This is a genomic window from Arthrobacter sp. Soil736, assembly GCF_001428005.1.
GTDB lineage: Bacteria > Actinomycetota > Actinomycetes > Actinomycetales > Micrococcaceae > Arthrobacter.
The window spans coordinates 1-18,528 of sequence record NZ_LMSB01000005.1 but is presented as its reverse complement, the minus strand read 5'-3'; the positions used below and the strand labels follow the sequence as shown (position 1 = coordinate 18,528).

Below are 18,528 nucleotides of genomic sequence, written 5' to 3'. Positions count from 1 at the left end.
AGCACGATGACTGTAAACAGGACATACAGTCACCTCATCTACTTTTCCTCGGCCTCCGAGAACACCAAGCGCTTCATTGACAAGCTGGGTGCGGATGCCGCCAGGATACCGCTCCATGCGAAGGACGAACCGCTCACGGCCTGCGAGCCCTTTGTGCTGGTTGTTCCCACTTACGGCGGGACAGGCGGCGAGGGCTCGGTGCCGAAGCAGGTCATCAGGTTCCTGAACAACCCGCAGAACCGGCGCCTACTTCGAGGCGTGATCGGGGCGGGAAACACGAATTTCGGGGACAACTACTGCATGGCGGGGGACATCATCGCCGCCAAATGCAACGTCCCCCACCTATACAGGTTCGAACTCATGGGCACGCCGGAAGACGTCTCCCGTGTACAAGAAGGATTGGAAGAGTTTTGGACACGACTGTCGCAGACACAGAAGTAACCAGGTCCGAGGAAAGGGACACGTCCATGGATACGGCCGCCGGAGCTGTTGAAAAGCAGGAGAAGCCGGCGCTGCCCGCTGCCTACAAGGGCTTGGGCTACCACGAGCTCAACGCCATGCTGAACCTGTACGGTCCCAACGGCGAGATCCAGTTCGAGGCGGACCGCGAGGCCGCCCACCAGTACTTCCTGCAGCACGTGAACAACAACACGGTCTTCTTCCACGACCTCGAGGAGAAGCTCGACTACCTGGTGAAGAACCAGTACTACGAGCGCGAGACGCTCGACCAGTACACGATGAACTTCATCCGCGAGCTCTTCAAGCGCGCGTACAAGAAGAAGTTCCGCTTCGAGACCTTCCTGGGCGCCTTCAAGTTCTACACGTCCTACACGCTGAAGACGTTTGACGGCAACCGCTTCCTGGAGCGCTATGAGGACCGCGTGTGCATGGTTGCCCTGCACCTGGCCCGCGGCGACGAACAGCTGGCACTGCAGATGGTGGACGAAATCATCGAGGGCCGCTTCCAGCCGGCCACCCCCACGTTCCTGAACGCCGGCAAGAAGCAGCGCGGCGAGCTGGTCTCCTGCTTCCTGCTCCGCATCGAAGACAACATGGAGTCGATCGGCCGTTCCATCAACTCCGCGCTGCAGCTGTCCAAGCGCGGCGGCGGCGTGGCGTTCGCGCTGACCAACATCCGCGAGGTCGGTGCGCCGATCAAGCAGATCGAGAACCAGTCCTCGGGCGTTATCCCCGTGATGAAGCTCCTCGAAGACAGCTTCTCCTACGCCAACCAGCTGGGTGCCCGCCAGGGTGCCGGTGCCGTGTACTTGCACGCCCACCACCCGGACATCTACCGGTTCCTGGACACCAAGCGGGAGAACGCGGACGAGAAGATCCGGATCAAGACCCTCTCCCTCGGCGTCGTGATCCCGGACATCACGTTCGAGCTGGCCAAGAAGGACGAGGACATGTACCTGTTCTCGCCGTACGACGTCGAACGCGTCTACGGGATGCCGTTCTCGGACGTCTCGGTCACCGAGAAGTACTACGAGATGGTGGACGATTCCCGGATCAAGAAGACCAAGATCAAGGCGCGCGAGTTCTTCCAGACCCTCGCCGAGATCCAGTTCGAATCCGGTTACCCGTACATCATGTTCGAGGACACCGTGAACCGGGCCAACCCGATCGACGGCAAGATCATCATGTCCAACCTGTGCTCCGAGATCCTCCAGGTTTCGCAGCCCACCACGTACCATGACGATCTTTCCTACGACGAGACCGGCAAGGACATCTCCTGCAACCTGGGCTCGCTGAACATCGCGAAGACCATGGACTCGCCGGACTTCGGCCTGACCATCGAGACGGCCATCCGCTCGCTCTCGGCTGTGTCGGACATGTCCAACATCACCTCGGTGCCGTCCATCGCCCGCGGCAACGACCAGTCGCACGCCATCGGCCTGGGCCAGATGAACCTGCACGGCTACCTGGCCCGCGAGCGGGTCCACTACGGTTCCGACGAGGGCCTGGACTTCACCAACATCTACTTCTACTCGGTGGTGTACCACGCGGTCCGCGCCTCCAATAAGCTGTCCATCCAGACCGGCCAGACCTTCGGGGGCTTCGAGAAGTCCAAGTACGCCTCGGGCGAGTTCTTCGACAAGTACACGGAGCAGGAGTGGGTGCCGCAGACCGAGAAGGTCAAGGAGCTGTTCAAGAACATCCACATCCCGACGCAGGACGACTGGCGCGAGCTGAAGGCTTCCGTCATGGAGCACGGCATCTACAACCAGAACCTGCAGGCTGTTCCGCCCACCGGCTCGATCTCCTACATCAACAACTCCACCTCCTCGATCCACCCGGTGGCGTCCAAAATCGAGATCCGCAAGGAAGGCAAGCTGGGCCGTGTGTATTACCCGGCGCCCTACCTGACCAACGACAACCTGGAGTACTACCAGGATGCGTACGAGCTCGGCTACGAGAAGGTCATCGACACCTACGCCGCTGCCACGCAGCACGTGGACCAGGGCCTGTCCCTGACGCTGTTCTTCAAGGACACCGCCACCACGCGCGACATCAACAGGGCCCAGATCTACGCTTGGAAAAAGGGCATCAAGACCATCTACTACATCCGTCTCCGCCAGCTCGCGCTGGAAGGGACCGAGGTTGAGGGTTGCGTCTCATGTGCCCTGTAACCGAAATCGGTTGATGTTTGCAAGGAGCTGAATGATGGAAACGACGACGGCGGGCGGGTTGGTCTACGGCATCCGGCTTCGGCGGGAGGTCGAGTACCGCTATGTCGGTATCACCACCAAGACAGCCAGTCGTCGTTTCCATCAGCACCTCCGCGTGGCTGCCGAAGGGCGCAAAACGCCCTTCTACGACTGGCTCCGGAAGCACGCCCCTTCGGATGTCATTGCTGACGAGCTGGACTGGATTGAAGGCCTGCACGAACTGGGCCAAGCCGAGGTTGACTGGATCAGCTACCTGAGGCGCGAAGGAGACCGGCTCCTGAATCTTTCGGATGGTGGACTCGGACCGACCGGAGTGGTGTGGACCGAGGAGATGCGGGAGGCTGCTCGGATTCGTTCCACTGGCCGTAAAATTGCCAGGCAGTCCGGGCCGGGAGCGTCCTTCTTCGGCAAGAACCACAGTTTAGAGCAGCGGGAGAAATGGTCGCAGGAGCGCAAGGGGTCGTACTTGGGTCCGGACAACCCCAACTTCGGCAAGTTCGGTCAAGAACATCCGAGTTATGGGCATTCGGTGAGTGAAGAAACTCGCAAGGCACTCTCAGAAGCCAAGAAGGGTGCCGGCAACCCCAACTTCGGAAAGAAGGCCAGCGCGGAAACCCGTGCGAAAATGTCAGCGGTCCGAAAAGGCCGGTCCATGCTGGCCATGCAACACAATGCCCATACACGAGATCACACCAACAAAGGCATCGAGAAAGCCGACTGCAGGTTCTGCGTCGAGGACTCAGCCAAACCAAGTCTCTCTTCAGAAAGTGAGTCGGAGTCATGACCGAAAGAGTAAAGCTTCTTAGCCATGTTGAGGCGATCAACTGGAACCGCATCCAGGACGACAAGGACGTGGAGGTCTGGAACCGCCTAGTCAACAACTTCTGGCTGCCGGAGAAGATCCCGCTGTCCAACGACGTGCAGTCGTGGGCCACGCTGACCCACGACGAGCAGCAGCTCACCATGCGCGTGTTCACAGGCCTCACCCTGCTCGACACCATCCAGGGCACCGTCGGCGCCGTCTCGTTGATTCCGGACGCTATCACCCCGCATGAAGAAGCTGTGTACACGAACATCGCCTTCATGGAGTCCGTGCACGCTAAGAGCTATTCCTCCATCTTCTCCACGCTGGCCTCCACGAAGGAGATCGACGAGGCGTTCCGCTGGTCCACCGAGAACGCGAACCTTCAGAAGAAGGCGCAGATCGTCATGGACTACTACCAGGGTGACGACCCCCTGAAGCGCAAGGTGGCTTCCACGCTCCTGGAGAGCTTCCTGTTCTACTCGGGCTTCTACCTGCCGATGTACTGGTCCTCACGGGCCAAGCTGACGAACACGGCCGACCTGATCCGCCTGATCATCCGTGACGAGGCCGTGCACGGCTACTACATCGGCTACAAGTTCCAGAAGGGCCTGGAGGGCCTGTCCGAGGAGCGCAAGCAGGAGATCAAGGACTACACGTTCGAGCTGCTCTTCGAGCTGTATGAGAACGAAGTCCAGTACACGCACGACCTCTACGACTCCGTCGGCCTGGCCGAGGACGTTAAGAAGTTCCTGCACTACAACGCCAACAAGGCGCTGATGAACCTGGGCTACGAAGCCATGTTCCCGGCCTCAGTCACCGACGTGAACCCGGCCATCCTCTCGGCCCTGTCGCCGAACGCCGACGAGAACCACGACTTCTTCTCGGGGTCGGGTTCGAGCTACGTGATTGGCAAGGCTGTCAACACCGAGGACGAGGACTGGGACTTCTAGTTCCGAGGTGAGCTTGGCGAAACCGGAAAACGGCCCCGCGCGCTTAGGCGTGGGTGTGAGATTCCGTTCTAGTTGACCTTTGTTCCGTTCTACTTGACCGGATTCCGTTCTAGTTGACCTTTGTTCCGTTTTAGTTGACCCAGTGAGATTCGGAGCTCCAGTTGACCTCTTTCGGAGCAAGTTGGACTTATTCGGGTCAACTTGACTTTCGGTTCAACTTTTAATGCTGACGGCTGGGCTCGCATGGGTCGCTATGAACTATGGAGTGCCAGTACACGTGACTACTTACGCATCCGTCGTCTCCGTGGTCACACCGTCGTATCCGAAGTCCAGCCGGGCTTGCTGTCATCCGTCTCACGATGAGCGCTTCTCGTGCTTGTTTGATGGGGTAGCCAACTGACTAATTTGGCTACCTCATTACAGCACTGAACGGTTGGCCGTTGAGCAATTACAAAACACCCCGCTTCCAGAAATCGAGAGTGCACTGTCATGAAGCCTCAGGTTCCGGGCAATCCAGAGTTTGACTACCTTCGACGGGCGCCGACCGGTTTGTGCTGGTGGTGCGGGAGCCTGGCCGACAGCAGAGAGCACAAATATAAGCGGACAGACCTTGTGCGACTCCAAGGTGAAGGTTCGCCTCTAATTTGGGGCGGCGACCCCGAGAAAACACATCAAATTCGTAGCGTCAGGAAGTCTGAGGCTGTTCGTTTTGGGATAGACATGTGCCGTGCCTGTAATGGCACACGCAGTCAACCGTTCGACCGGGCATACGATGAATACGTTGCTTTTCTCTGGAAGCACAAAGATGACATGTGGTTCTGGGATGGCATTTCAATGCCCGCAATATTCGGTGACGAATGGACTAGCAAACAGCTCGATTTGGCCCGGTACTTTGCTAAACACTTCGGCTCCAGAATTGTTGACGAGGGGCTGGAAGTCCCCGCTGGGCTGGTTAATTTCATGAACGGCGGTACGAAAGCGGCAAACATCAGCATGTGCTTTGCCAAGCGTGAGGAGCTGTGGGAGATGCACAAGGGACTCCGGGGAGTCACTGACGGCCCTCCCGGATTGTGGCTGGGCGGAGTGAATGCCCAGCTTTCCTCTGATCGATCCAAGGTGGCAGCACTTCAAACCAACTGTCTAGTTGGTTACGTTGGGGTTGAGTTCTTATGGGACGAAAATCGTAGGGACATGGATTCGTTCTTTCCTCACGAGATTCCTGTACTCAACGAGTTTCTAGCTGAACCCGGCTTGGTGGAAGCAATTCGTGCACGATCACGGGAGTCATCGGACACTCGCAAGGGCGGAGTCAGAGGCAGTGACACGCAACGTCGCAAGGCGTTGTCGGGCGCACGCAGCGGCATTGGCCGGTTTCTCAATGGTGAGTGATGCTCCAGAGCTCCGCACCCTCGTTTTTCTTTTCTCTCGGAGCTCTGCTTGAGGCAGTAGCTGCGTGCGAGGATAGAGCCGCCTAACTAGGGACGACACGCCTGAAGCATTAATGTGTCATTCGCGGTGAAAACTAAAGTGAAGTGTTAGGCTTTCGGTAGCGACCGAAAGTGGAGGAACTGGACTTGGATAAGCAAGCTGTACAGCCTTGGTACGTCGACCTGTTTGGACCTGAGGGGGAGTCCCTGGGGCGGGAGGTTCGGGAGTTGATCTCGGGGTGCCATGAGCGCCTTTCAGATTCCCAGGACGCCTCAGGAATGAAGGCACGGAGCGTCTATGGCCAGATCTGGCGGGCTGCTCTTGAGGCGTTCGAGGAGGCCCTACTTAAGTACCCGGGGTCCCAGAGGATCCATCCGAAGGGGGCCAACTATTCGGTAGTTGCTGTGGGAGGTACAGTTCTGTTCCCGTGGAGGTTCGCTCGGGATGTGGCTCAGAACCTTGAAGACACGCGCTTTGCGGTTTCTGATGCACGTATCAGGCTTTTTGACCTGCCGTACAACGAAGCTCCTGCGGAGCTCGACCTGGGACTTTACCGCCCCGAAGCTGAGGAATCCTCTGTCGAGCAAACCGCCGAGGTCTCTGTGCGGGAGTTGATGAGCACGTTCCGCGTCGTGGTCGTGGCCTTCTCGAGTCGCTCTGGAGCCCTGCATTCCATCGAATGGGGCCAAGTGACGCTGGGCCTGGACGGCTGCGTTGTTTGGGGTGCCCATGAGCGTCTGCTTGAACCCACTAGGCCGCACCTGGCTGCCGTTCAGGAGCCACAGGCATTCAACGAGGGTCCCGTCCCCTCAGTCTTTATTGCCAGCAAGGAAGATCAAGCAGTAGGCGATGACTAAAGATAGCAAACAGCTTTCCCTCTTCGAAGGTACGCATTCGAAGGAGGTTTTCAGGGCCGGCGACGCGTTTGAAGCGGCCCGGCTGACCCAGGCGAGGACACTTGCTGGCCTGACCAAGCAGGCGTTGGCCGAAAAATTGCGAGTTTCACCAGCGGCCATCGGACAGTTTGAATCGCGTGTTACCCCGCCGCGAGCAGAATTGGTTGCTGAGATAGCGGAAGTACTGAACGTGCCCGTGGGCTTTTTCTACGCCGGTCGCCCGCTTGGAAGGCTGGACGCCGCCGCCGCCCATTTCCGGAGCCTGCGGTCGACACGATCTGCTGACCGCGCTCGAGCGGCCACGTTCGTTGAACAGGTTTGGGAGCTGTGCTTTGCCCTTGAGAAGCGCATCCAGTTCCCTGAGGTCGATCTTCCGATTGCGGAGGCGCCCGCCGATCAGGTGGATCCGGTCGAAGCGGCCCGTGCCGTTCGACGTGCGTGGGGTGTGGCACCAGGGCCGTTCCGACACCTTGTGGCCACCCTTGAGTCGAGGGGTATCGTGGTCACCATTCTGGCATTATCTAATGACGCGGTTGCCAGGGTTGATGCTTTCTCAACTGGTTCTTTGGGCCGACCCATCGTGGTCGTGACGCCTGAGCGCGCAAGCACTGTATACCGTCACAGATTTACCTGCGCACATGAGCTGGGGCACCTGATCATGCACAGCGACGTGGCGCCCGGTGACCTGCAACAGGAACGGGAAGCAGATGCTTTCGCCGCCGAGCTCCTGACTCCGTCTGCTGAAATCGAGCTGGTTCTTCCAAGGACATTGCGGTTGTCCGAGCTGGACCGGATTGGCCGTTCCTGGGGCGTCTCACCTGAATCCCTGATCAGGCGCATGCAAGAACTACGGCCCGTGCCGGACACCGCTATACGTCGCGCTTACCAGCGTCTCCGGAGCGCCAATGAATTCCAAACGGCAGAGCCTGTGGCCGCGTACCGCGGCGAAATGCCTACGATGCTGCTCGAAGGGCAACGGCTCGCGGAGCAGCATGGTTTCAGCCTTATCGATCTGGCCAATGAACTTATGTGGCCGGTTTCGCGCGTCCGCGAAATTCTGGGCGCGGAAGACACGCGCCCCAAGCTACAGCTTGTGCCTTAGAAGGATCTGTCAAGGCGACAGCGCCGCGCCATGTCCGGTCCGCGACGATACAGCGCCCAGTACGAGACGACACCGCGATCTGTTGAGGGGAAACATCCGTGGCCAAAGACCTTAGCCAGCAGCCAGGCAATTCGTGGCGCTACCTGTACGAGCGGCTGACAGAGAAACGCTTTCAGCAACTGTGCAGTGCACTGCTCTCGATCCACTACCCCAAGGTTCAGTGCTTCCCTGTCGGGCAGTCGGACGGTGGCCGTGACGGCGTGGCGGGGAAAGGGCAAGACCGGATCATCTTCCAGGTCAAGTGGAGCAGTAAGCGCGTTCAGGACCCGGTTTCCTGGCTGACGAAGGCCATCGAGGGCGAAAAGGAAAACATCGAACGGCTCGTACAGGAGGGCGCGTCCGAGTACATCCTCATGACGTGCGTCGCAGGGACATCGTCCCTTGGCCGTGGTTCCATGGACCGCATCAACCAGGAAATCCTCAAATACAGCAAGGCGTTCGGGATCCAGATGGACGTCTGGTGGCAGGCGGATCTCGACGCCAGAGTCGACTCAGCTCCCGAACTCAAATGGACCTACTCGGAGATGCTCGCCGGCACCGACGCCGTCCAGGCATTGATTCTGGGCAAGGCCGACGATGAGCACGAAAAGGCACTGCATGACCTGCTGGCGTCCGTCATTGCTACACAGTGGGTCGAGGACAGCAAAGTCAAGTTCAAACAGGCTGAACTTGATTCGCTGGAGCTGGTGGACCTCTTCGTCGATGTCGAAGCCCAACGCATCTCTGAGCCACGTGCTGCCCTGAGTATTGTCGCCCGCAACCGTACGCTGGCGGCGGACGTACTGGGTGGGGCCGTGGATTACTTGCTGGGCAGTTCACGGCCACTGACGCTTGTCCGGGGCGAACCGGGGCAGGGCAAGTCCACGCTGGGACAGTACATTTGCCAGACGCATCGCGCCGAGTATCTCGTGGCCAGTGACTTCCTCGGTGGACGCCCACCCACCCACAAGCCCGCACAATCAAGGCTTCCACTCAGGGCGGACCTGCACGAGTACGCCAACTGGATCACAGGCGGGGACCCGTATGACGATCAACAGCGGAACAGGAAACAGAAGCCGACACTTCGTCGCGGAAACCGTTCGGTCGAGGCTTTCTTAGCCGATTTGCTGTCCGCCCGCAGCGGAGGACGCACCGTTACCGTGGACACGGTCAGCGACATCCTGAAACGCTTTCCGATGCTGATTGTCCTTGACGGCTTGGACGAGGTCGCGCAGGATGACGTCCGTCATGCCATCGTTGGCGAGATCGATCATTTCGCCGCCAGGTTGGGCACCGGAACGACCCCGCCCCAACTGATTGTGACCACACGGCCAAATGCGTCCAGCCTGCCTGAGCCAACCACGGATCGTTTCGAAGTGATCGCACTGTCGGCGCTCAGCCCGGACTTGCGCATCGCGTATCTGCGCAAGTGGGCCACTGCGCAGTCAGTCCGGGGCGCAAACCGTCGAGCCTTGGAGCGGACTTTCCGTGAGCGAACCATGGAGCCCCACATCGGCCAGCTGGCCAAAAACCCGATGCAGCTCACCATCTTGCTCTACCTGATGCACAAGCGCGGCGACTCGATCCCGACGGGCCGGACCGAGCTCTACTCTTCCTACATGGAAACCTTCTTGGACCGGGAGTCGTCCAAGAGCGTCCAGGTGCATGAACACCGTGACGACCTTGAGGAAGTGACAGCGCACCTTGGCTGGCTCTTCCAAACGAAGGCTGAACTGGAAGGCGCCCAGCATGCCCTGGCCGTAAAGAGCATCAAGAAGGCTATCCTCAACTATCTGTTCAACGTCGACAAGGACACGTCCCTGGTGGATGATTTGTTCAGGGCGGCAACAGACCGTGTGTGGGCGCTCTCCAGCAAGGTGCAAGGTACGTTCGCCTTCGACGTCCAATCGGTAAGCGAGTATTTCGCCGCCAAGTACTTGTACGAGTTCGCCGGGGCAAGCAACCGGCAGTTCGATCCCGCAACCGTGCTGCAACAGCTCGTTCGGCGCCCCTACTGGCGGGAGGTCAGCCGGTTCTACGCCGGGTTCGCCAAAGTAAAAGACCTGGCCGCCCACCTTGATGCGTTGGAGGAGGAATGGGAATCAGGCTCCCACCCAGCACAGACCAGAATGACCGCATGGGCGCTGGTAGGGGATGGCGTGTTCGCCGCAAGGCCGCGTTCCCAGAGCCAAGCGACCCGGCTGTTCACTGATGACTTGAGCATCAGACTCCTCGCACATTTTGCAGCGGATGACCCAACGTTCACCATACTGCCCCACGACCGTGGCGGAGCTGCATATCTGGAGCACCTGAGGGAGGCCCTGCAAAGCGACCCAACGTCGCCCATCGCACCCGAGCTGGCGGCGTTGGCCGCCAAACATCTCCCGGCCAGCCACGCTTTGGACCGTTGGTGGCTGGGCTGGATGATGGCATCCCTCGGGACCCCAAGGGCCTTGTCATGGCTGGACATTGGCGGACCGCTTCGTGCCGGATCCAGGTTGCCTGCGCACGTCACGGAGCAGATACTTGCCAGCTCCAAGGCCTCGCCCTTGAAAGCCCTGAACGCCGGGCTCAGCCCGGAACAAGAATCCGACGGGGAGCACCAACTACTTCGGCAGGTGCTCGACGGACTCGGCTCCGATGCAGAACCCACCGGCAGCGGGTATGCAGCCGACTTGGTCCGAATCCTCGCGCCCCAGCACTTCCTCCGACGCGTGGCCTGCCGCGACGAAGCTTACGCGCACCCGACGGAGCACCCCGATGAACCGCTCTCCGACAGCCGCAGACAGGCCGCTCTCAAACGCCTTCATACCCGTGACTCCCGGTTTGCAAAACTTCAAAGGGCAATGAGGGCAGGCAAGGGACAGTCCGGAACGACGTCAATCTGGGCGGACACAGCTCGCGCCATCGCGGATATTTTCGGCCCGTGCTGGCTTGCGACGGAGATTGCCCTGATCGGTGCAGCAGCATCTGAAGAAACGTGGACGACCGCAGCGACACTAACCAAAGCCGGACAACCATTCGGGCCCCACATGGACTACGGTCACCTGCAATATCAGGTGCGTCTCAAACGATCTCGAACCGACTGGTGGCTCACGCAGCACGACGCCCACTCTGACGACTTGTCGCGAGCGACCTGGGTTCTGGCCGCGCTGACCGTTGCGTCACCGGAAGTTCTGCAAGAACTGCTGCATCGAGTGGAACAGATCGTGGCCAGCTTGCCTGAGCCAATGACACGCGCCCTGTTACTGTCCTCCAGCCGCATCGGCGCGGCGGCCATCGGCAGACCACTTCCCGCCAGCTTCGTTAGCTCAACGTCGCATATGACCCCCCAGCTCGCTGCCCTCCTGTTACACCACTGCGTCGAGGATGAGGACGACCGATCCGAATCCGCACTGACCGACTCACAGCTTCACCGGATCGCCGAGTTAGGGCCACCTGCATGGCCAGCACACCAGAAGATTACCCGACGCCTCCGCCTGGCTCCCAGACCTGCCTTGTGGGCAGCCCTCCAGGCCTGTGGGCCTAACGCGGCAGTTGAAGTTCTCGGGCCACTCCCTGCCCTGGACCACAGTCAGCTGTCAGCCATTCTGGGTTCGCCAAGGGATTATCCGCGTGCCTGGGTACTGGCGGCTGGTCGCGAACTGTCACAACGCTCCAAGGAGCTTAGCCTTTCGGACACCGCAGCGGCCGGTGAATGGTTCGAATGACCTATTCACTTCGTGCATGCAGCCTCCGTCGGAGGGGAGTTCCTCCTGCTGTCCGCAGCCAAGGCAGTCCATGCGGGCACTCCCTAAGCGCCGCAGCGAGGGACCTTTCCATGTGGCAGATCCGCAGAGACGCAGGTGCGCCTTCTCAGGAGCCGCAACGGTGCGCTCTCAACAGCGCCGTTTGCTAGGGTTCCAATGCAGCTTTCGCTGAATCGTAGGCTTCACGTCGCGGGGTTCCTCTATTCGGGGCGCGTTGGCCTAGTGCTTCGCGGGCGGCGGTCCGGGATTCCTTTTGGTCCCGCATCGTTCGGGCGATTTGCCCAGCGGCCGCGGGGTCCGAATGTTGGCGTATGTAAGTTTCGAGGATGCTCTTGAGTACAACGATCAGTGCGCCGCACAGGGCGTCGTTTCCGAGTGCTCCCTCGGCTACTGGCAGGGTGTTGATCATGCGGCCTGTTGCTGCTTTCAGAGAATCGTTGACCGACTCAAGGAAGATCCCGGGTTCGAGCGTCAGAGGTGCGCAAAGCAGCTCCCACTGTCTGGCAGACCAAGGCAAAGTTGCTTCGGCATTGCTTTGCGCCGCCTGGTAACGACAAAGAACCGACTCATAGCACTCGGCGTTTCCTTGGTAGAGGATCTTTAGCAGTTGCAGCCGCCATTCTGGATACGGGTCCAGGCTCCCGTCGTGTTCAACCATCAACCCCATGGCGAGACTCATCTGATCGTGGTTGGATGCGTCGACTTTGCCCGCAGCGCTGGGAACCGCAGCGGCAACCTCGCTGGAAACCAACAAAGCAGAATTAAGGCTTAGCTGTGTTGTGGCACCGGCGATCTGCGCCGCGGTCAGTTCACCGCTGTTGAACCTGAGATCTGCAACCAGACCTGCTTCCAGAGAATCGGGAAGGGAAGCTAATTCGAGGTTGGGGAGGTTCGTAACGAATTCGTGGTAGTGCTCTGGCTGCAGAAGAGTGACTTGTTGCGACAGCAAGGTAACTGCGGCATCGGCCACAGACGGCGGCCAAGCAACACGGCAAATCGCGCGCAGGGCCGGTTCAGTCGCAGCACCTCCATAACTAAAGACGGTTCTTAGTTGGTTCAGGAACTGCTGCGTTACAGAGTCCGGCACCGAACCGGTCAAGTCATAAACAGCTGAAAGTACTCGTGTGGCTTGGTCAAGGGGCTGAGGAGAGTTGTACGCGACATGGGGCAGCAAGGAAGTAACCAGGCGTTCGGACGACTTCTTCCCGGTGGCCGTACTCAAAAATTCCGGAAGTTCTTTGCTCGCCTGGCCATGGAGTTTGGTTTCGGTTCCTGGTTGTAGGTTTGCAATCATCGCGTCAACAAGGACGACCTGGGACTTCTCAGTCAGGTCATCCAGATGCTCGATGACTACAGCCACACACGCCCGCGAGCCGTACGTGGAGCCCATTCTGGTCCACCGCCCTACAAATGCCTCAGCCATTTCTTGAGCAGCAGCCGAGCGCCGTTCGACCATCGATTCGAAGACCAGGCTGGCGGGCACCAGTACGGAGTCTTCCTCAACGTTGAGGACAAGGCTGGCAGTTAGTCTGTCGACGATGTTTAGGGTGGAGAGGGCAGCTTTGGAGTCTCCTTCTCGTGTGGCTTCAATCGCCCGGCGACAAATGGCGAGGATCTCATCGGGCAGGTCAGTGGCCAAGTCAACTAGGTGTGCGACCTTATCCGGGACCAACTCATCCAAGGCCTGCGCAGCGGCGGTAAGAGGTGCTAAGTCAGTAAGATTCAGTCGATAGAGTGCACCAACCGCGAGCCTGAAGTAGGCTCCTTCAGCGCCGCCGGCAAGGGTCTTGGCGGCAGTAAGCCCTGGCCATTTTGGCTCATCAATCTCAACCTCTGCAAAAAGCTTCAGGGCTTGTTCTATGAACTCATCACTCGGTTCCGTGTCGGCGCGCTGTGCGAGTGCAAGTATCGCTGACGCCATAGTTGGGGCCAGGTCCTCGGATAGTGAACCTTCGAAGGCGGACAACCAGCGTTCGAAGTCATCGACCGTACCACTATCGCTAAGATGGCTTAGGTTGCTCTCAAGGTATTTTCTGACCTGTTCCGGGTCGAGCAAGGAGACCGCCGTCGTTCTGTTTTGGAGCACGGCAATGGCACGTCCGTATTCAGGATCCTGGGTGTTTCGAATCAGGAAACGCCCGAGCGTGGCTTTGACGTGGGGGGCAGGTGATGCTTTCCCCAGCCTCAGCAGTCCCTTTGCGATGGGTACTGCCCCTGGGGCGCGGGCGAGGGCTGCCGATAGGCCTCCTGCGATGTCGCCAAGACCCTTCTCCGGCAGGGCGTCCGCGATGTCAAGCACGACAGAGAGCGCATTCTGAAGTTCCAGGCCCTGCCCCGAGCGCATGGTAAGGACGATGAGCTCGACCAGGCTCTCTAGCTTTGTCTCGTCGCCTTCGGAAACCCACTCTTGAATGGCTCTTTGTAGCTCGCCCGTTTGTCGGTTGACCAGCATGCCACGAATATCGCGCGCCATTTTGTCGCCAAGGATTTTGTCAATATCGTCCTGCCCCAGATACAGGAAAGGGATAAGGCTCGGGACCCCTTCCAAAAAGCCTTGCGTCCGGCCGATGAAGTCACGGAGCGACGAATAGGAACGGAACTCCGCACGCCAGGTTTCCTCTGGCCCGACGTTCCCTGCGGCATCGGCGAGCACCAAATCGATCAGGCTTACGTCATCTCTCAGCCGTGCATAAAAGTCGGGGAAGTCGATCCGCAGCACTGTCATTTGGGCCAAGGTTCGAACATTTTTAGTGATGGTTCCAGGAGACACCGAGCGAACCCCTTGCCGCCCTTCCCGTCGTGAAGCAATGCGGAAGTCACCAAAAAATCCATTCAGCAGCCGAATCACATGCCGCGGGTCATTCACCTTGTCGTAGATCAGGACTGTCAGAACTGAATCCAGATAATCCCCTAGCGACTTGGCTCCGGCATGGAAGGCAGGGTCAAGGAGGGAAGCCGCATACTTCACCAAGTCACCTTGAGCGTGGGTGGGCATCTGCTGTTGCTGAACGAACAAACGATTCAGGTAAGCATCGGCAGGGTCGTCAACTAGAGCATCCCGCAACGTATTTTCTGAATAGCTCTCCGGGGCCGGGTCGGGGGCACGTTCTCCTTTTATGGCCTGCCGAACAATCCCGTCGTCAACTGAGACAATGAAAATGGGTCGGTTCCCGTCCCTGCAAGTCAATTGGAAACTACGGACGGCGTTCAGTGCCTCAACGACTTGCGTTGCACTAAGCCTGTCTATGTCGTCCACAGCTATGACGAGTCGTGTTCCAACAGCCTCCACGAGGTTCGCAAACGTTCGTTCGAACCCGTCTGCCGCTTCAACGCGAGGTTTAAGATGGCTCACTTGACCGGGCGCGAGCAGGGATTCGAAGTACTTTTGGACTCCCGTGAGCCGTGTGACGAATCCATATGCTGGCCCTAGGGTTGCGACCGCAACTCCAATCGCGCCACCCAGTCCAACGCCGAAGCCCCAGATGTCCAGCCCAAGCAGAGCCGCCGCCGTAAGGAAGAGACCAAACACCAGGACGCCAAGCAGCGTCCAGAATCCTAGCCTCTTCAGTAGAGGGCGGACTTTTTGGACGATGTCCTTGCCCATGGTTAGTAAGGGGGCGGCTAACGGATCAACGGCCATGCGCGTAGTGCTGAACTCCAGTTCCCTCAGCAGTTCTTCAGCCTTCGATTCCTTTATGAGTTTGTTTTCCTGGAGCTGTTCGGCGAAAGCAAAGATCATCGACCTGTGAAATCCCACCTGCTCGTGCCGCTCGGCCGACAGTCGAACGACGCCGTAGTTGCCCGAACCTTCCAGGTTATTCTTCAGCAGTTCGATAACAGTGCTCTTGCCTACTCCGAAACCACCCAGGAGTCCGATCATGAGGCGGTGGTCACCCGCGCCTTCGATCATTGTCTTGAGGTTATTTGCTACGTCTGCATGGCCGAATGCGTCTTTCTCTGTTAATGAAATGGGCGCGTCCGTTATAAACCACTGCTCGTCGGTGCTCACCGATCCCCTTTGCCTGCTCGCCGAGCGCCCGTACCTCGGCGCGTCTGTATCGATCATGCCATTCTCTGCTGGTCTAAATGACCAACGTTCCAGCACGCAATGCGCCAGAGACTTGAAAGGCGAGACGCTCAATGCAAACACGCAGGGCCCTGGCGGAGATGCGGAGTGAGTAGTCGGGCGGAATTTCTTCCGGATGGCCGTCACCAATCCACTTCAGTACCGAAATTTGATGAGTGGTCAGAACCGAGGAAGGAGCCATACGCGAATATTGTCAGCAGATTCTGAGGATATGCCAGAGCGCTGCAACCAAAAGCAGGGAATATGAAGAGGCCCGGACCGTTACGATCACCTGCGCAAGCAGGAGGAAACGGGGAGGCACGCACTGGGCTTCGGCGCCGCAAAATGAGCGACCCTAGATATGTGGATGAGTCAACTTGGCAACTTCGGCCCGCGTGCCCTAGTTGCCGCGGATGTCGAGCGGTTCGACACGCAACGGTGGGGTGCCGGGCCATACCAACACCCCGTTGCCGTAACGGGAATTTTCCATATCTAGTACGTCCACACGCGTAACGCGTCCGTCTGGATGAGTTATTCGATGTACTACCCTTTGATGCCAGTGGCCGCAAAGAACATGGGGTGGCGCGAGCGTGTCCACGACGATGCGGAGCAGCAATCTGGTGCGCACCGTTTGTTCGACCAAATCGTGGGGCAGGTCGAGGTTACTTCTTAGCGGCACGCCTGCCGGCGCGTCGTGCGTAATGAGGACGTCTAAGGGGCCACCGACAATCAGCTTCTCGGCGTCTTCGGCTGTGGGTTCTTCATTCGCCCACCATTCCTTTCCCGTCCGGCGCCATGCCTTGTCAACCGAGAAGGCGCCGCCCAAGCCACCTATTCGCAGGCCCTCGATCTGTGTTCTGCCGCCCTTGGGCAGGACCATGATGTTGGATCGGAACGTCGCTAGGAGGCTGCTGAACAACGCGGTAGTGGGGCGGGCGGAACGCCCCAATGGCCGTCAAGCGGCGTGTTCTGGTCAGCACCCTAGGGTGCGACAACGGNCTAGGAGGCTGCTGAACAACGCGGTAGTGGGGCGGGCGGAACGCCCCAATGGCCGTCAAGCGGCGTGTTCTGGTCAGCACCCTAGGGTGCGACAACGGGGTCGTTCCGCCCGCTTGCGTTCATTCTGCCTCAGATCTGGGGCGTCATCCAGCGGTGGGATTGGCCGGGTCCGGGCGGTGGTTCATCCCAGCACCCATGATCCCTCGTTCATGGTCAGTCCGAGGGCGAGCAGGCGTCGCAGGTTAAGTCCCGCGATCCGTAGGTGCAGCCAGGCGTTGTTCCGTCTGATGCCGCGGTGGGGAACGCGGCGGTTGCCGCGGGTGAGCCAGGCGATGGACCGCTCGACCATCGGCCTGTGCGTGCGGTAGTCGTTCCTGAAGGCTGGATCCGCGGCGCGTTGACGGTGTTCGCGTTGCAGGGCGTCGTGTTCGTGGAGTTCGAGCTTTCGTCCCCGCGGCGAGGCGGTGCACCGGGCCCTGAAGGGGCAGCCGGTGCAGGCGGCGCCGAACGTGACCCGTCGTTTGGCGGTGATGTTCCTGGTGATGCCGTTCGGACAGGTCGCAGTGCCGGCTGCTTCATCGACGGTGAAGTCATCGAGGGTGAACCCGCCTTCGACTGCAGGGCGCAGCGGCCATGGTTTGATCACTGGGGTATGCGCGGTGCGGGCGAGAGCGGCGAGCATTTCCCCGGACCCGTAGGCCGAGTCGGCCAGGACGTCCACGCTGGTGCCGGCGATCGTGGGATCCATGGAGATCAGCCGGGCACCGACGGCTCCGTCGCTGTTTTCCGGTCCGGAGGCCTTGGTCAGCTCAGCGGCGGTGATCAGCCCTGTGTCGGGCTCGATGACAATATGGGCCTTGAATCCGTCTTGCTGCCGGGACTGGGTCTTATGCGCGTGCCGGGTATCCGGGTCCACGGTGGAGATCATCCGGTCCGGGGCGACCTTGCGGGCGATACGCCACCGCCCGTCGGTCCCGTCCGAATCCTCGGCCGGTTCCACGTCCTGCCCGGCGACGAGTGCAAGCAGCACGTACGCATCGGCTGCCTTGCCGTCCAAGGTCTCGGGATCGACCGCGGCCAGCAGCGCCAGCGCGTCAGTGACCAGCGCCGAAACCAGACCGTCCTTGGCATCCTGGTCGTCCCAGTCGATGTCCGGTTTGCCGGTGCGCGTGTAGTCATACCCCGTAGCGTGGGTGCTCACCAGTTCCTGGCCGCCAGGGACATCACGGCCGAAGCGACGGATCCCGGCGATCAGTTGCGTGATGGTGTCCTGCCTCGCGACCGCGTCGTCCAGGACTGTTGAATCCACTGCCCGCCGGCGCTTGCCCTTCAGGATTCCGGTCTCCGCGACGACCTCGGCGATGGCCTCCATGATTCGGTGCGGGTTTCCCGATCCGGCCAGACGCCTGCGCCAATACGTCAGCGTGCTCGGGTGGAACGCGGTATCAGTCAACCCGTACCCGCACGCGGCCTTCCAGCGCAGATCGAAGGTCAAAGCCTCGGCGGTCTCCCGGTCAGAGAGGCCCTGCAACGCCTGCAACACCAGTACTGACCCGATGACCGGCGCCGGAACTGAAGGCCGGCCCCGCTGCGACGGGAAGAGGTCCTCCATCATTGAATCCGGGAACAGGCGCCCCCGATGTTTGGCCAGAAAAGCGAAGACGCTGCCCGGGGCCAACAACTCTCCGGCCAGCGCCTCCACATCCAAATACCCGCGTTGCGCGTCCTCGCGTCCCTGCATAAGACCAGTCTTAACCACCAGGCTCACGAGTCCAGCCGACGCGCCCCACATCCGCCGATTAGTTCAGCAGTCTCCTAGGCT

At 59.8% G+C, this 18,528-nt stretch carries 11 protein-coding genes; 8 read left to right on the top strand and 3 right to left on the bottom strand.

Annotation, left to right across the window (positions count from 1 at the left end):
* Positions 1-6 precede the first annotated feature (6 nt).
* From nrdI to ASG92_RS04435, 8 genes are all read left to right on the top strand, one after another.
* The gene (nrdI, locus tag ASG92_RS04470; protein ID WP_056625335.1) at positions 7-441 is read left to right on the top strand and encodes a class Ib ribonucleoside-diphosphate reductase assembly flavoprotein NrdI; all 435 of its coding nucleotides are present in this window, start codon (positions 7-9) and stop codon (positions 439-441) included.
* Positions 442-467: 26 nt separating this feature from the next.
* A complete protein-coding gene (gene nrdE, locus ASG92_RS04465) occupies positions 468-2,633 on the top strand; it encodes a class 1b ribonucleoside-diphosphate reductase subunit alpha (RefSeq protein WP_200951880.1) in 2,166 nt (721 codons plus the stop codon).
* A 31-nt stretch (positions 2,634-2,664) separates the two neighbouring features.
* Positions 2,665-3,456 (top strand): NUMOD3 domain-containing DNA-binding protein, encoded by a 792-nt coding sequence (locus tag ASG92_RS04460; RefSeq protein WP_240987003.1) that lies wholly within the window; start codon positions 2,665-2,667, stop codon positions 3,454-3,456.
* Complete coding sequence (gene nrdF, locus ASG92_RS04455) at positions 3,453-4,427, top strand: class 1b ribonucleoside-diphosphate reductase subunit beta (protein ID WP_056625033.1); 975 nt, start codon at positions 3,453-3,455, stop codon at positions 4,425-4,427. The genes ASG92_RS04460 and nrdF overlap by 4 nt, the downstream gene beginning before the upstream one ends.
* Positions 4,428-4,916: 489 nt before the next feature.
* Positions 4,917-5,816, top strand: a complete 900-nt coding sequence (locus tag ASG92_RS28125; RefSeq protein WP_157372101.1) for a hypothetical protein — start codon at positions 4,917-4,919, stop codon at positions 5,814-5,816.
* Positions 5,817-5,986: 170 nt separating this feature from the next.
* Entirely contained in the window at positions 5,987-6,712 is a 726-nt protein-coding gene (locus tag ASG92_RS04445; protein ID WP_056625027.1) for a hypothetical protein, read from the top strand.
* Positions 6,705-7,853, top strand: a complete 1,149-nt coding sequence (locus tag ASG92_RS04440; protein WP_082579302.1) for an XRE family transcriptional regulator — start codon at positions 6,705-6,707, stop codon at positions 7,851-7,853. Before ASG92_RS04445 ends, ASG92_RS04440 begins: the two co-directional genes overlap by 8 nt.
* 98 nt (positions 7,854-7,951) lie before the next feature.
* The gene (locus ASG92_RS04435) at positions 7,952-11,602 is read left to right on the top strand and encodes a hypothetical protein (protein WP_056625024.1); all 3,651 of its coding nucleotides are present in this window, start codon (positions 7,952-7,954) and stop codon (positions 11,600-11,602) included.
* Between the two features lie 184 nt (positions 11,603-11,786).
* Here the strand turns inward: ASG92_RS04435 and ASG92_RS04430 are convergent, their stop codons facing one another.
* The 3 genes from ASG92_RS04430 to ASG92_RS04425 form a co-directional block, all read right to left on the bottom strand.
* Positions 11,787-15,650, bottom strand: coding sequence for a P-loop NTPase fold protein (locus tag ASG92_RS04430; protein WP_162256296.1), 3,864 nt, complete (start codon positions 15,648-15,650; stop codon positions 11,787-11,789).
* 457 nt (positions 15,651-16,107) lie between these two features.
* Positions 16,108-16,587, bottom strand: a complete 480-nt coding sequence (locus ASG92_RS28120; RefSeq protein WP_157372100.1) for a hypothetical protein — start codon at positions 16,585-16,587, stop codon at positions 16,108-16,110.
* Positions 16,588-16,887: 300 nt separating this feature from the next.
* A complete protein-coding gene (locus tag ASG92_RS04425) occupies positions 16,888-18,447 on the bottom strand; it encodes an IS1182 family transposase (RefSeq protein WP_056625019.1) in 1,560 nt (519 codons plus the stop codon).
* Positions 18,448-18,528 lie beyond the last annotated feature (81 nt).

Excerpts from the sequence above, each read along its gene's own strand:
- nrdF (WP_056625033.1), top strand. The coding sequence starts at position 3,453 with ATGACCGAAAGAGTAAAGCTTCTTAGCCATGTTGAGGCGATCAACTGG.
- ASG92_RS04460 (WP_240987003.1), top strand. The coding sequence starts at position 2,665 with ATGATGGAAACGACGACGGCGGGCGGGTTGGTCTACGGCATCCGGCTT.
- nrdE (WP_200951880.1), top strand. The coding sequence starts at position 468 with ATGGATACGGCCGCCGGAGCTGTTGAAAAGCAGGAGAAGCCGGCGCTG.
- ASG92_RS04440 (WP_082579302.1), top strand. The coding sequence starts at position 6,705 with ATGACTAAAGATAGCAAACAGCTTTCCCTCTTCGAAGGTACGCATTCG.
- ASG92_RS04425 (WP_056625019.1), bottom strand. The coding sequence starts at position 18,447 with ATGCAGGGACGCGAGGACGCGCAACGCGGGTATTTGGATGTGGAGGCG.
- ASG92_RS28125 (WP_157372101.1), top strand. The coding sequence starts at position 4,917 with ATGAAGCCTCAGGTTCCGGGCAATCCAGAGTTTGACTACCTTCGACGG.
- ASG92_RS28120 (WP_157372100.1), bottom strand. The coding sequence starts at position 16,587 with ATGGTCCTGCCCAAGGGCGGCAGAACACAGATCGAGGGCCTGCGAATA.
- nrdI (WP_056625335.1), top strand. The coding sequence starts at position 7 with ATGACTGTAAACAGGACATACAGTCACCTCATCTACTTTTCCTCGGCC.